14 protein-coding genes and 1 pseudogene are annotated in these 13,805 nt (G+C 69.2%); 4 read left to right on the plus strand and 11 right to left on the minus strand.

Translation table 11 applies throughout. The features are described from left to right. Positions 1–40 precede the first annotated feature (40 nt). The 9 genes from ACWDKQ_RS20900 to infC form a co-directional block, all read right to left on the minus strand. Entirely contained in the window at positions 41–211 is a 171-nt protein-coding gene (locus tag ACWDKQ_RS20900) for a hypothetical protein (protein WP_450140414.1), read from the minus strand. After that, positions 208–1,461 (minus strand): NAD(P)/FAD-dependent oxidoreductase, encoded by a 1,254-nt coding sequence (locus ACWDKQ_RS20905; protein WP_450140415.1) that lies wholly within the window; start codon positions 1,459–1,461, stop codon positions 208–210. Before ACWDKQ_RS20905 ends, ACWDKQ_RS20900 begins: the two co-directional genes overlap by 4 nt. A gap of 101 nt (positions 1,462–1,562) precedes the next feature. Continuing rightward, positions 1,563–3,080 carry a PucR family transcriptional regulator gene (locus ACWDKQ_RS20910; RefSeq protein WP_450140416.1) on the minus strand — a complete coding sequence of 506 codons (1,518 nt, stop codon included), beginning with the start codon at positions 3,078–3,080 and terminating at the stop codon, positions 1,563–1,565. 78 nt (positions 3,081–3,158) lie between these two features. Further along, complete coding sequence (pheT, locus tag ACWDKQ_RS20915) at positions 3,159–5,651, minus strand: phenylalanine--tRNA ligase subunit beta (protein ID WP_450140417.1); 2,493 nt, start codon at positions 5,649–5,651, stop codon at positions 3,159–3,161. 248 nt (positions 5,652–5,899) lie between these two features. Next, on the minus strand, positions 5,900–6,961 hold the full coding sequence (gene pheS, locus ACWDKQ_RS20920) for a phenylalanine--tRNA ligase subunit alpha (protein ID WP_450140418.1): 1,062 nt from the start codon (positions 6,959–6,961) through the stop codon (positions 5,900–5,902). A 211-nt stretch (positions 6,962–7,172) separates the two neighbouring features. Then, a complete protein-coding gene (locus ACWDKQ_RS20925) occupies positions 7,173–8,024 on the minus strand; it encodes a TrmH family RNA methyltransferase (RefSeq protein WP_450140422.1) in 852 nt (283 codons plus the stop codon). Continuing rightward, positions 8,024–8,392 carry a 50S ribosomal protein L20 gene (gene rplT / locus ACWDKQ_RS20930; RefSeq protein ID WP_358604625.1) on the minus strand — a complete coding sequence of 123 codons (369 nt, stop codon included), beginning with the start codon at positions 8,390–8,392 and terminating at the stop codon, positions 8,024–8,026. The genes ACWDKQ_RS20925 and rplT overlap by 1 nt, the downstream gene beginning before the upstream one ends. Positions 8,393–8,491: 99 nt before the next feature. Beyond that, complete coding sequence (gene rpmI / locus ACWDKQ_RS20935) at positions 8,492–8,686, minus strand: 50S ribosomal protein L35 (RefSeq protein ID WP_010313612.1); 195 nt, start codon at positions 8,684–8,686, stop codon at positions 8,492–8,494. An 83-nt stretch (positions 8,687–8,769) separates the two neighbouring features. Beyond that, positions 8,770–9,309: a translation initiation factor IF-3 gene (infC, locus tag ACWDKQ_RS20940; protein ID WP_450140423.1), complete on the minus strand. Its 540-nt coding sequence runs from the start codon at positions 9,307–9,309 to the stop codon at positions 8,770–8,772. 349 nt (positions 9,310–9,658) lie between these two features. Between infC and ACWDKQ_RS20945 the strand changes: the two genes are divergently transcribed. Beyond that, the gene (locus ACWDKQ_RS20945) at positions 9,659–9,988 is read left to right on the plus strand and encodes a DUF1844 domain-containing protein (protein WP_450140424.1); all 330 of its coding nucleotides are present in this window, start codon (positions 9,659–9,661) and stop codon (positions 9,986–9,988) included. Positions 9,989–10,221: 233 nt separating this feature from the next. Here ACWDKQ_RS20945 and ACWDKQ_RS20950 read toward each other — a convergent pair whose 3' ends face one another. Then, complete coding sequence (locus tag ACWDKQ_RS20950) at positions 10,222–10,881, minus strand: DUF1326 domain-containing protein (RefSeq protein ID WP_450140419.1); 660 nt, start codon at positions 10,879–10,881, stop codon at positions 10,222–10,224. 140 nt (positions 10,882–11,021) lie between these two features. Between ACWDKQ_RS20950 and ACWDKQ_RS20955 the strand changes: the two genes are divergently transcribed. Beyond that, positions 11,022–11,354, plus strand: a complete 333-nt coding sequence (locus tag ACWDKQ_RS20955; RefSeq protein WP_450140425.1) for a helix-turn-helix domain-containing protein — start codon at positions 11,022–11,024, stop codon at positions 11,352–11,354. 205 nt (positions 11,355–11,559) lie between these two features. Here ACWDKQ_RS20955 and ACWDKQ_RS20960 read toward each other — a convergent pair whose 3' ends face one another. Continuing rightward, positions 11,560–12,654, minus strand: coding sequence for a calcium:proton antiporter (locus tag ACWDKQ_RS20960; RefSeq protein WP_450140420.1), 1,095 nt, complete (start codon positions 12,652–12,654; stop codon positions 11,560–11,562). A 399-nt stretch (positions 12,655–13,053) separates the two neighbouring features. On the opposite strand from ACWDKQ_RS20960, the pseudogene ACWDKQ_RS20965 reads away from it, so the two are divergent. Both ACWDKQ_RS20965 and ACWDKQ_RS20970 read left to right on the plus strand, forming a co-directional pair. Beyond that, positions 13,054–13,356, plus strand: a pseudogene (locus ACWDKQ_RS20965) (transposase); the annotation flags it as partial. A gap of 5 nt (positions 13,357–13,361) precedes the next feature. After that, positions 13,362–13,682: an IS3 family transposase gene (locus ACWDKQ_RS20970; protein WP_450140421.1), complete on the plus strand. Its 321-nt coding sequence runs from the start codon at positions 13,362–13,364 to the stop codon at positions 13,680–13,682. Positions 13,683–13,805: the final 123 nt, after the last annotated feature.

Genomic DNA, 13,805 nt, shown 5'->3' on the forward strand with positions numbered 1-13,805 from the left:
GCGGGTGGCCCCGTCCCGGCGGGGACGGGGCCATCCGAGTTCACGCACAGCGATCCGGGCTGAGCCCAGATTCCGCATGACCCTGGTCCCGCTCCAGGGCGTATTCGGTCGCGATTCGCAGCAGCATCTCCTTCTCCACTCGCAGGAGGTGGTTCTCCCGGCGGAGCCGGTCGAGTTCAGCTCGTTCCGCCGAGGTCAGGTCGGTGCTCATCGCAGCGGGTCGAACGGTCGCAGGAGTGCCGGGCGCTTGCCGGTGGCAATCTGCTCCGCCAGCAGACGGCCGGTGAGCGGCCCCAACGTCAGTCCCCACATGCCGTGGCCGCCAGCGACGTAGACACCGGACATCTTCGTCCGCCCGATCAGCGGCAGCCCGTCGGTCGTCACCGGTCGGCCGCCGACCCACTCGTCGTGGCGCACCTCCCAGCCGACGCCCTGCAGCAGCGGTCGCGCGGAGCGCACGATCGCCTCAATGCGGCCGCGGTCCAGCGGGTCGTCCGCCGGGCGGAACTCCATGGTTCCCGCCACCCGCAGCCCGCCCTGGTACGGCGTGCAGGCGACGCGCACCGCGGGCAGGTAGATCGGGCCGGGAACGGGCTGCTCGGTCGGGACCGTGAAGGAATAGCCGCGCCCGGCGCGAACCGGGGTGCGGACGCCCAGCGGTTTCGCCAGGCGGCTCAGCCAGGAACCGGTGGCCAGCACGACCGCTTCGGCCGACACCCGCTCCTCCTGCTCGGATTTGATGATCACCTGCTCGGAGCCGCGCAGCACGTCCCGCACGCGGAACCCGGTGCGCAGCTTGCCGCCGCGTTCGACCACCGCCTTCGCCAGGCTCCGGGTGAACTCGCCCGGGTCGACGTAGCGCTGCCCCTCCACCCGGAGCACCGCCGCGATGCGCGGCGACAGCTGCGGCACATCGGCGTCCGAAGCGGACAGTTCGTGGACTTCGACCTCCTGGCCGCAGCGGCGGATCTGCTCGAACTCGTGCCGCAGTTCGGCGACCTGCTCGGAGTTCTCGAATGCCGCCGTGATCGGCGCCGGCACGGTCGGCGCGGACACCCCGCCCGCCGTGAGCGAGTCGAAGGCGTCCAGGCACTCCGCGTTCATCGGGACGAACGCGCGCATCGACCGCTGCCAGGCCCGGGGCGTGCACCGCCGGGCGAAACCGATGAGGAACGACCACAGCCCGGGATCCACCGAGGTCGGCACGTACAGCGGGGCATCGCGATCGAACAGCGACCGCAGTCCGTAGCGCAGCACGCCCGGCTCGGGCAGCGGGATCGAGAAACCCGGCGACAGGTAACCGGCGTTGCCCCAAGATGCGCCGGCCGCCACGTCCTCGCGGTCCAGCACCGTGACCTCGACGCCGTGCTCCTGCAAGAACCAAGCGGTCGACAAGCCGACCACGCCGGCACCGACCACCACAGCCCGGCGCGGAACCCCGTCGATCCCGTCTTCGCGCATGCTTCCTCCTCAAACGTCCTGAGGTTGAGCTTGCCCGGGCCGCGCCGCGCGGCCAGTGTCGGAATCGCACAAATCCCGGCCGCTGGATTGGCCTGAACCGACTACACGGCGAGCGCGATGATCATCGCGAGCCTAACGTCGGGATCGTCGAGGACCAGTGGCGTCAGCTCGGCCATCTTCCGCATCCGGTACCGGACCGTGTTCGGGTGGACCCCCAGCCTCGCCGCCGCGGCACCCAAATCGCCCTGGCACTCCAGCCACGCGCGAAGCGTTTCGACGTAGCTGGTGCCGTGCTCGCAGTCGTGGCGGCGGAGCTCGACCACTGGGCCACGATCCGGGGCGCGGCCGGTCGCTGCGGCGTGCCGCAGCCGCCGCAGCAGGATCTCGTGCCACGCGTCGTCGTAAACGACGGCCGGGACCAGGTCTGTCCTCGTCGCGTGGATCGCCAAGCTCTCGTCGGCTTCCCGCCTGCTGTCCACCAATTCCATCGGCTCGGCCGGTCCCCCCACACCGACGAGGGCAGTAGCGTCGCCGGCGAGCTCACGGACCAGGGCACGCGCCCATTCGCAGGCGGGCTCGGCGGGCTCGTGCGGCAGGATCGTATAGACAGTGTTCGCGAACAGGGCGCTGCGACCGGGTCGTGACCAGCCGAAACCCGTTGTCGCGCGTTCGAACGCAAGCAGCGGGACGGCCTCCGGCGCGCCGCCGACGTGCACCTGCACGGCAACCACCCGGTACCTCCGGCTGCGCAGGCCCAGGCGGCTCAGCACCGCGGCGGCGTCCGCATGCCCCTCCAGCAAGCCGATGACCAGGTCGGATTCGACCTGCCGCTCCAGGTCAGCGCTGGCCCGGGCGCGCAGCAGGTGCAGCGCGGCGGTGCGAGCGCCGCTGACCAGAGCGGCCCGGTGCGCGCCGGTGAGCTCGTGCTCGGTCAGGACCCAGATCGAGCCCAGCAGTTCCTTGCCCGCGCGGACCGCCACCACGGCCCGGCCGTGCCCGGACTCCGGTTCCAGCGGAGCCACGAAGATCGGCTCGTCGGAAGTCTCCAGGTGCCGGAAAACCCCGCGCTCGACGAGCTTCCGGCGGATCTCCGTAGGCACCTGCCGCCCCAGGATCGTGGCCATCCGGGCACGGTCGGCGCTGTGCTGCCGACTGGAATACGCGAGCACGCCGGAGCGGTGGTCCTCGATCGTCACCGGGCCGCCGACGGAGTCGGCAAGCGCGTCAGCCAGCGCGAACAGGTCGGTCGGGCCCCGCCCGGCCTCGGTTTCCCGGCCTTCCAGCACCAGCCCGTAGACGACGCCCGCGAGCTGCCCCCACGAAACGGCCGGGTCGACGAGCACGACCGTCACGTCTCGTTCCCGAGCCGTCGCGAGTGCCTGCTCGTCGAGGTCTGCGCAGCGGAACACGACGACGCTGGCGTGGGCTGTCGAGAGCAGTTCCGCCGACCCACTCGCCTCGACGCCGACGGCGAGCAGCACGTCCTCACCACCCGGGGTGGGATCGGCCGGGTCGTGCAGCGCCACCGAACGCAGCTCCATCGACCTGCTCCGGGGCGGGGTGCCCAGCCGGGCCCCGAAGCCGCCGAGGACGTTGATCAACCGATCGAGCTTGACCACGGCGACTCCCTGATGGCCAAGGCCGCAATTTCCATTGAAATCGGATCTTCAATTTTAATGGAAATTGCGGCTGAACAATCACGCGCGGAGGCTGGCGCCGAGGCGTTCGGTGGCGGCGCGCACGGCCGCGTCCCGGGCCTCGGTGGCCTCCTCCTGCTTCAGAGTCCGGTCCGAAGCGCGGAAGCGCAGCGCCAAGGCCAGCGACTTCTTGCCCTCGCCCAACTGCTCGCCCGCGTAGACGTCGAACAGCCGCACATCCTCCAACAGCTCGCCGCCGCCGGCGCGGACCGCGTCGACCACGTCGGCCGCAGCCACGCCGTCGTCCACCACCAAGGCGATGTCCATCAGCACCGGCGGGTATGCCGAGATCTGCGGCGCCGGGCGGCAGTCGGACAACGGCAGGGCGTCCAGGTCGAGCTCCATCGCGCAGGTCCGCCTCGGCAAGCCCAGCGCCTCGACGACCTTCGGGTGCAGCTCACCGGCGTGACCGACCACGGTCTCGCCGACCTTCAGCTGCGCGCACCGGCCGGGGTGCCACGGCGCGTGCTCGCCCGCGGCCATGTTCAGTTCCGCCCCCGCCGCCGCGGCGACCACGCGCGCGGCCTGCACCGCGTCCGCCCAGCTCACCTCGCGGCCCTTGCCCCACCAACCGGCCTGCTCGCGCTGGCCGCCCAGCATCACGGCGACGTGCGTCGGCTGCGCCGGCAGCGATGCGTGCAGCGCTGCGATCTGCTCGTCGGTGGGACGTCCGTCGACGCCGACCTCAGGCACCGCGGGCTGGTTCTCCGCGGGCTGCACGACCTGTCCGATGTGGAACAGCGCGAGATCGCGCTGGCCACGGGAAACGTTGCGTTGCAAAGTTTCCGCCAGCCCCGTCAGCAGCGTCGTGGTCAGCAACGCCCGGTCGCTCTCCAACGCGTTTAGCACCGACATGGTGCGCCGCCGCGGATCGTCCTCGGCGAGCCCGAAGGCGTCGAGTATCGCCGTGCCGACGAACGGGAACGGCAGCACCTCGACGTAGCCCTCACCGGCCAGCGCGCGGGAGACCGCGCGCTCGCGGCGCTGCAGGGCCGTGAGCCCGCGCCCGGGCGGCGCGGCGGGCAGCACCGAAGGGATCGTGTGGTATCCCTCCAGGCGCAGCACTTCTTCGACCAGGTCGTACGGCTGCTTCAGGTCCGGCCGCCAGGTCGGCGGGGTCGCCGTCACCAGGCCGACGCCCGCGTCGGAGGTGCTGACCTCGATGCGGCAGCCGATCTGGCTTAGCCGCCGGGCGGTCACGCCACGCTCGTAGGGCACCCCGGCGATCTTGTCCGGCAGCGCCAGCGGCATGGTCACCGGTTCGGGCCGCTTCGGCTCGCCGACATCGGTGCGGCCCGGCGCGATGGTGCCGTCGCCGTAGCGGACCAGCAGCTGCGCGGCCAGCTCGGTGGCCACCGCGGCGATCGCCGGGTCCACCGACCGCTCGAACCGCTTGCCCGCCTCGCTGGGCAGCTTGTGCCGGCGGATGGCGCGGGCGATGCTGGCCGGATCCCAGTTCGCCGCCTCCAGCAGCACGTCGTGCGTGTTGTGGCTGATCTCGGTGGACTCCCCGCCCATCACCCCGGCCAGCGACACCGGGCCGGAGTCGTCGGCGATCACGATGTCGTCCGGGTCCAGTTCGCGGCTCAGGCCGTCCAGGGTCGTCAGCTTCTCGCCCCGCTCGGCGCGACGCACCACCAGGTCGCCGGTCAGCTTCGTGGTGTCGAACGCGTGCAGCGGCTGGCCGAGTTCGAGCATCACGTAGTTGGTGACGTCCACGGCCAGCGAGATGGAGCGGATGCCGGCCAGCGCCAGGCGGCGGCGCAGCCACCACGGGCTCGGCGCGGTCGGGTCGACGCCGGTGACCCGGCGCAGCACGAACCGCTGGCAGGCGCTCGGGTCACGCAGCTCCACGCGGCGCGACGGCCGGTCGTCGGCCGGGACCGGGCGGGTGCCCGGGTCGCCGAATGGCACGTCCAGCGCGTTGGACAGCTCGCGGGCCAGGCCGCGCACCGAGAAGCAGTAGCCGCGGTCCGGGGTGATGGACAGCTCGATGATCGAATCTTCCAGCCCCACCAGATCGACCGCGTCATCGCCGGGGTCGGCAGAGCCGGGCGGCAGCACGAGGATGCCGTCGTGGTCCTCACCGATGCCCAGCTCCTTGGCCGAGCAGATCATGCCCTCGCTGACCTTGCCGTAGGTCTTGCGCGAGGTGATCTCGAACTCGCCGGGCAGCACCGCACCGGGCAGCGCGACCACGACCAGGTCACCCTCCTGGAAGTTGCGGGCGCCGCAGATGATGCCCTGCACACGCCGCTCGCCGGTCTCGGTCTCGCCGACCTCGACCCGGCAAAACCGGATCGGCTTCTTGAACTCGGTGAGTTCCTCGATCTCGGCGACACGACCGGCCACGAGCGGCCCGCGCACCTGGGTCAGGTGGGCGACCTCCTCGACCTCCAACCCGATCCGGACGAACGCTTCGGCCAGCGTCTCCGCGGTCGTCTCCTCGGGCAGCTCAAGGTGCTCGGCCAACCAGGAAACCGGAATCCGCACTTGGTCAGGCCTCTCTCTCGTTCAGGTGGGTTGTGTCGGTGAGTGCCATAGCAGGCGTTTTTGAAGCGGCCCAGCCGCTTAGCCCACCCTCGCAACTGGCACCGCCGCGGGTTCTCAGAGGCTGCCTGGCGAGGACTGCCCCTCCGCCGCGTATTGGGGGGCATACATAAGGAGGGGCACCCACAGTCCAGGGAGCCTCTGAGGTTCCGCCACTTTCACCGCTACGCAGATCAACCATCGACAGATCCTCAAATACCGAACGGCTGGGTGAACCGGACGTCGCCCTCGACCATGTCCCGCATGTCGGGGATTCCGTTGCGGAACATCAGCGTGCGTTCCAGGCCCATGCCGAAGGCGAAGCCCGTGTAGACCTCGGAGTCGACGCCGCAGGCGCGCAACACGTTCGGGTTGACCATGCCGCAGCCGCCCCACTCGACCCAGCCGGCGCCGCCCTTCTTCTCCGGGAACCACACGTCCATCTCGGCCGACGGCTCGGTGAACGGGAAGTACGACGGCCGCAGCCGGGTCTTGGATTCCGGGCCGAACATCGACCGGGCGAACGCGTCCAGCGTGCCCTTCAGGTGCGCCATGGTCAGGCCCTTGTCCACCGCCAGGCCCTCGACCTGCGAGAACACCGGCGTGTGGGTGGCGTCCAGCTCGTCGGTGCGGAAGGTGCGGCCCGGGCAGACCACGTACACCGGCAGCTCGCGGTCCAGCAGCGCGCGGACCTGCGACGGCGAGGTGTGGGTGCGCAGCACCAGCCCGGAGTTCTCCGGGCCCACGTAGAAGGTGTCCTGCATGGTGCGCGCCGGGTGGTCCTTGCCGAAGTTCAGCGCGTCGAAGTTGAACCACTCGGCTTCCAGTTCGGGGCCTTCGGCGACCTCCCAGCCCATCGCCACGAAGGTGTCCTCGATGTCCTCGGCGAGCTGGGTGATCGGGTGGCGCGCACCGGCCGGGACCCGGTCCCAGGGCAGCGTGACGTCGACGGTCTCTTCGCGCAGCACCCGCTCGTCGCGCTCGGCCTGCAGGGCGGCGCGGCGCTCGTCGAGAGCGCCCTGAATGGCCTCGCGGGCCTGGTTGACGCGCTTGCCCGCCTCCGAGCGCGCCTTCGGCGGCAGCGCGCCGATCTCCCGGCGCGCGGTCAGCAGCGGCGAACGGTCACCGAGGTGCGCGGGCTTGACCGCGGCCAGCGCGTCGAGGTCGGCGGCGGCGGCGAAGGCTTTGCTGGCCTCGACCACCGCGCGGTCCAGCGTCTCCGGCGACAGCGCGGCGACCTCTTTCGGGTCGTACGGGTCGTTGGCTCCAGACATCGTTAGTGCGTGACTCCCGTTGATCCGACAGGCATCGGTGCCCGATCCCTGAGCGGCAGTGCCCAGGTCGGCGAACCTGCTCGTTGGCATACGACTCAAGCCCCAAGCTAGCCCCCAGAGTCTATGCGACGGCCCCAACCGCTTTTCGCCGAGATCCGGTGATGGGTCGCCCCTGAGCTGCGCCGGTCGCCGATTTCATGCGAAATCGCCATCACCGGCGGTGCTGGGCTCGGGCTGAAGCGTAGAGGCAGACTGCTGCGGCCGTGGCCAGGTTGAGGCTTTCCGCACGCCCGTAGAGCGGGACTCGGAGCGTGACATCCAGTTCGGATTTCACCTCATCCGGTAGCCCGTGGGCTTCACTGCCGAACACCCACGCCGTGGGCTCGGCGAGCTCGCCGTCGCGGTCGGCCGTGTCGAGGTCACCGGTGGCGTAGCCGTCGGCGCCGACCATGCGGAGCCCGGCCGCCCGGCAGGCGGAGAGCACAGCTGAGACGTCGCGGTCACGCGCGACGGGCAGGTGGAAGAGGCTTCCGGTGGACGCCCGCACCGCCTTGCCGTTGTAGGCGTCGACGGTGTCGCCGGCGAACAGCACGGCGCCGGCTCCAGCCGCGTCGGCGACCCGGACCACGGTTCCCGCATTGCCCGGATCGGCCACGCCGACCAGCACCGCGACCAGCTTCGGGCGCTCGGCGAGCGCGGCGGACAGCGTGGTGTCCGGCAGGTCGCAGACCGCGACCAGACCCTGCGGGGTCACCGTCTCCGACAGCGACGCCGCGGCCCGCTCGGTGACCAGGTGGACCGGCACCGACTCGGCGCGGGCCCGGTCCAGGAACTCGGCATGCCCGGATTGCTCGGTGGCGAAGACGTCGCGCACCCGCAGCACCCCGTCGGCGTGCGCGGTCAGCGCCTCGCCCACCGCCTGGGCGCCTTCGGCAAGGAACGCCCCGGCCTTCTCCCGGCCGGCTCGGCGGGTGAGCTTACGAGCGACCGCGACCCGGGACGATCGCTGCGTGAGCGGAGTCGTCGTCCCGGGTCGCGGTGCTGCGGAGGGGCCTTCGGTGATCAGGCCACACTCTCCGGCAGGTTCTTGCGAGCCACCTCGACCAGCGCGGCGAAGGCCTGCGGGTCGTTGACCGCGAGTTCGGCAAGGATCTTCCGGTCGACCTCGACCTCGGCGGCCTTAAGGCCCTGCACGAATCGGTTGTAGCTCAGGCCGTGCTGCCGGGTCGCGGCGTTGATGCGGGTGATCCACAGCTTCCGGAAGTCACCCTTGCGGGCCCGCCGGTCGCGGTAGGCGTAGGTCATCGAGTGGAGCATCTGCTCCTTGGCCTTGCGGTACAGCCGGGAGCGCTGACCGCGGTAGCCGCGGGCCGACTCGAGAATGGTGCGGCGCTTCTTCTGGGCGTTGACTGCCCGCTTGACGCGTGCCACGGGGTCCGTCCTGTTATCTCATCGGGGGCGGGGAACCGCCCGAGCGGGTTGCTGGAACTGCGTTACTGACCTGCTGCTTCGGGCGCAGCGGGTCGGGTTTCAGCGACCCAGCAGTCGGTTGATGCGCTTGACGTCGGCCTTGGCCACCGCTTCGGTGCCCTCGAGCCGGCGGGTGACACGGCTGGACTTCTTCTCCAGGATGTGCCGACGACCGGCCTGTTCGCGCCGCAGCTTCCCCGTGCCGGTCACCTTGAATCGCTTCGAGGTGCCCTTGTGGGTCTTGTTCTTCGGCATCTTCTCGTCCTCGTTTCGTACTGATGCCGGGCGGGGGCGCGGACTGCGTCCCGGCCCGGCGTCACATCACGAGCCCTGCGGATTTAAGCGTTCGCCTTGGGCTTGGTCTTGTTCGTCTTGTGCGGCGCAAGAACCATGATCATGTTGCGACCGTCCTGCTTCGGGTTCGCCTCGATGAACCCGAGTTCGGACACGTCATTGGCCAGTCGCTGCAGCAGGCGGAAGCCCAACTCGGGACGCGACTGCTCACGACCGCGGAACATGATCGTCACCTTGACCTTGTGACCCTGGTTGAGGAAGCGGGACACGTGGCCCTTCTTCGTCTCGTAGTCGTGCGGGTCGATCTTCGGCCGGAGCTTCTGCTCCTTGATGACGGTCTGCTGCTGGTTGCGACGCGATTCGCGAGCCTTCTGCGCGCTCTCGTACTTGAACTTGCCGTAGTCCATGAGCTTGCAGACCGGCGGGCGCGCCTGCGGGGCGACCTCGACAAGGTCCAGATCCGCTTCCTGGGCAAGCCGGAGCGCGTCCTCGATGCGGACGATCCCGACCTGTTCACCGTTCGGTCCGACCAACCGGACCTCCGGAACCCGGATGCGGTCGTTGATGCGCGTCTCGGAGCTGATGGGCCCTCCTCGGTTCGATGGCTGTAGTTGACTGCACCGCGGCGCGTAGAGCTCACCCCGGAATGCAGAGGTCCCGTCGTTCCGCCTGCGCGGACCGCGGGACCCTGACTCCATACCGATCGAACCGGTACCGCAATACCGTTCGTGCCACCAACGGCTCACACCGTCGACAGGACCGGGACCCGGAAGCCTTTGGCGGCTACTCGGGTGGGAGCGGGACTCCACTTTGCCGCCCCCGCTTGAGCAGGGGCTGGTCGTGCGTGTCAGGGTAGCAGGCGTGACCGAACCGCGGCCAACCCCGCCCCCAACCACGTCCGACCTGCCAGGTGAGCAGGCACCCGACGCAGACATGGAACTCAACGTCCGCGAGCTCGCCGATGTTCCCAGCGTCGAGGTGATCAGCCGCGCGGCGGTCATGTTGATGTCCGCGGCGGCGGAGAAGCTGGGGCTGGCCGCCGAGGACCCGGACACGGCGGCGGAGCGCGACCTGGACGAGGCGCGCCGGTTGATCACCGCGCTGGCCGGGCTGGTCACCGCCTCGGTCGAGTACCTCGGACCGCACGCGGGTCCGGTCCGCGACGGCCTGCAGACGCTGCAGCGCGCGTTCCGCGAGGCCTCCACCCACCCGGACGCACCGGGGCAGGGCCCGGGCGAGAACTACACCGGCCCCGTCTACTAAGGCCTGTTTCGAAAGTGGTTTTGCGTAGCGGTGCGGGTAGCCGAACCTCGGAGCCCTTCTCGCTGCGGGATCCCCGACATCTTGAGCCAATTCACCGCGTCGGGGACTGGCCTCGCCGAGAGCCCTTCGGCGGGCCCAGCCCCTGATAACCCGCGGCGGTGCCAGTTGAGTCCCTCCCACACCGCAAGCGGGCTGCCGCCGCTTATAAAACACGTCCTAAACCTCCGATCGGGTCATGCCGCACCCGGTCCCGTCCAGTCGAACGGGATGTGCGTGCTGGAGTTGCCCACCCGCTCCCAGCTGAAGCCGAACGCGTCGGCCCGGTCGAGAGTCGCCCGCCCCCAGGTCGCGGGCGGCTGACCCGGGCCGACCTCCGCGCCCGGCAGGTTGTGCACCTGCACCCGGACGCCTTCGGCGGCAGTTGGGCCGGTGAGCGCTTCAACGGTCGCCTCCGCGAATCCGGGGAGCCGGACGCTCCACCCGGCCAGGTCGTCGGCGATGCCGACCTCGATCGGGCTCGACTCCAAGGCCACGATCTCGGGCCGGAGCATCTCGATGAACCGCTGCGGCCAACCTCCGGCCCGCCCAGTGAAGATCGTACGAAGCATCGCGAGTTGCGCCTCGCCGCCGCGCTCGTCGAAGAAGAACGCGGCGCGCGCATCGTGGTGCTCCCCCGCCCAGACGTTCCCGGCGTAGGAAACGAGCATCGCGACGTTCAGGCCGCTGAGCCCCAGGTCGCCGTAGTCGCCGGTTCGGATGTGCCACAGCCGGATCCCGTCGCAGTCGCCGTAGGTCGGCGCCTGCGCAAAAGAGCACGGGCACGGGATCTCGCACTTGCACGTGTCAAACCAGTCGCCCGCCACATGCCATTTCGCAACGCCCGGCACACCCACATCAGTCCTCCGAAAGCAAATCGGCTCGTGCTCGGGCGCCAGGATCCCCGCTCCGCGGAAGAACCGGCACGGCCGAAAGACCCGCTCAACCGCGGACATTGCACACAACTTTGCCAGCGCCCGTACCCACGGTGATCTTCATGCAGGCGAATTGCGCACGGACGTACCGCCTCTACCCGGACGACATTCAGTCGCAACGGCTGACATCGTGGTCGCATTCCTGCCGTGCCGTGTGGAATTGCACCTTGGCGCAGCGAATCCGACATAAGAGTCCGCCAGCGGGCCACCCTCCGCACAGTGGAGCAGCGCGCAGAGTCGCCAAAGCTGGCAAGGAAAACCAGTGGCTGCGAGAGTTGCCAGCACGCACCGCCCAGCAGATACCGAGGCAGCTGGATGCAGCCCACCACAATTTCTGCGCCCGACAGGCTTTCATCGGTTCAAGAAGAAACGCCACCGGCAATCTATACCGTTGACCGGCCGGAAACTTCGCGTGAAGGAGATTTCACGCCGGAAGGTGTCGGGCCGACCACCATCTTCCCATTAGTCTACTGTGGACAATTAGAACACGCCGACAAGAACGCGGCGCTGATCACCCTAATTAGCTCGGGCATTGAGCACCGCCGGAGGGCAGCGGCGTGGGCTGGGTGGGGCTGGGGCTGGGTGTTCGTGGTGGCACGATCACGGGTTGACGGCCAGGAAGATGAAGGCCGCGAGGACGGCGAGGTGGACGCCGCCTTGCAGGCGAGTGGCGCGTCCGGGTACGACCGTGAGGACGCTGACGATGACCGTCAGGATGAACAGCACGAGCTGGGTTCCGCCGAGGCCGAGGTGCAGCGGGCCGTCCAGCCAGATCGAGGCGAGCACGATCGCCGGGATCGTCAGGCCGATGCTGGCGATCGCCGAGCCGTAGGCGAGGTTAAGGCTGATCTGCACCCGCTGGCGGGCGGCGGCGCGCACCGCCGCGATCGTCTCCGGCAGCAACACCAGCAGGGCGATCACCACGCCGACGAAGGACTGCGGGAAGCCGACCGCCTCAACCGCTGACTCGATCGCCGGAGACTCCACCTTCGCCAGCCCTACGACGGCAACCAGTGCAATCACCAGCAGCACGAGGCTCGCCGCGGTCCGGCCTCCGCTCGGCGGCGGCGCGTGGCCTTCCTCCGGGGCGAGGGTGCCCTCGTCGGTGACCGGCAGGAAGAAGTCCCGATGCCGGATGGTCTGGGTGAACACGAACATGCCGTACAGCACGAGCGAGGCCACCGCGGCGAACGCCAGCTGCGGCGCCGAGTAAACCGGGCCCGGCAGGGTCGTGGTGAAGGTCGGAAACACCAGGCTCAACGCGGCCAGCGTCGTCACCGTCGCCAGCTCCGCACCAGTGCCTTCGGCGTTGAACGGCGTCACCCCGTAGCGGAGCGCCCCTACCAGCAAGGATAGGCCGATGATGCCGTTGGTGGTGATCATGACAGCGGCGAAGATCGTGTCTCGCGCCAGCGTCGCGGATGCTGGGCCGCCGGAGCTCATCAGCGTGACGATCAGCCCTACTTCGATGACCGTGACGGCCACCGCCAGGACCAACGAGCCGAACGGTTCGCCCACCCGGTGGGCGACGACCTCGGCGTGGTGCACGGCGGTCAGCACCGCGCCCGCGAGCAGGATCGCGACGATGACCACCGGGATGATGCCGAGTTCCTTGTGGGTCCAGGTGATGACCAGCGTGATGATCGCGAGCACCGGCACTAGCACGGTCCAGGACAGCAGCGAGCGCAGCGGCATGTGTCCACAGTAGAAGCTAGTGCGTGGCGCCGCGGCACGAAGCTGCACGGTGAAAGCCGCCGGCGTCTGGCGTGTTGGCTTGCCAGTACCTCGTCTACCTGGGCATCAAGGTGCTGCACAGCAGTCGCCCGCTCACGCCATGATCGGTCTCGGCCTCGCCGTCACCGGCCGCAAGTAGTGAGCGTAAGGGCGCCTCCGACCAATCTGAACTGGTCCCCGGAGGTTGGACTGAGAAATTCAGTTCCGATCTTCGGGGAGCAGTTGCATGCTGAAGGCCAGCTCGTTGACCGTGGAGCAGCGTGCCGCGGCGATAGGGTTGTTCGGTGAAGGTTTGGCCAGTAAGTCGGTGGCGGCCCGGCTCGGGGTGTCGGTGAGCAAGCCCCCAAGGGGTCGTTCTCCTTCGAGTTCAAACTCGAAGTGGTGCAACGGTTTCTCGCCGGTGAAACACAGCTCGACTTGGCCCGCGAGTTCGACCTGTCGTCACCGAATCTGGTCAGGACCTGGGTGCGGATCCATCGCCGGGAAGGGGAGGACGGGCTGCGCCCGAAACGCCGGGGCCGCCCACCCAAGTCCGCTGACCAGGAATCGGGCGGGAAAAGCGAGCTCGAAGCATTGCGCCGGGAGAACGAGCGGTTGCGTGCAGAGAACGCCTACCTGGGAAAATTGCGTGCCCTGACGATGCGGGAACAGCGGCGAAAGTAGCCGCTGTGATCGCCCTCAGGGCACGACATCGCCTCGAGACGCTGCTTGAGGTCGCCGGGCTGGCCCGGTCGACGTTTTTCTATCACCAGGCCCGCCTGGACCGGCCCGATCCACACACCGAGCTCAAGGCCGCGATCACCACGGCGTTCGAGGCCGGCAGGCGGCGCGGGCATCGCATCGTCCACCAGGACCTGCGCAAGGCGGGGTGGCGGGTGGCGAAGAAGACCGTGCTCAAGCTGATGCGTGATCTCGGCCGGGCCTGCCCGATCCGCCGGCGGCGGCGCTATAACGACGCTATAACTGCAATGCCGCTTAGCTTATTTTGATCTTGTGGTGTGATCTTGGGCTGTGGCTGGTGATGGTGTGGCGGCTGGTGCCCGGTTGACGGATCTGGTGTCGCTGGGGGTTTTGGCTTCGTCGGTTCCTCGGGATGTGGTTGATGAGGTGAT

Source organism: Saccharopolyspora sp. NPDC000995 (assembly GCF_053599315.1).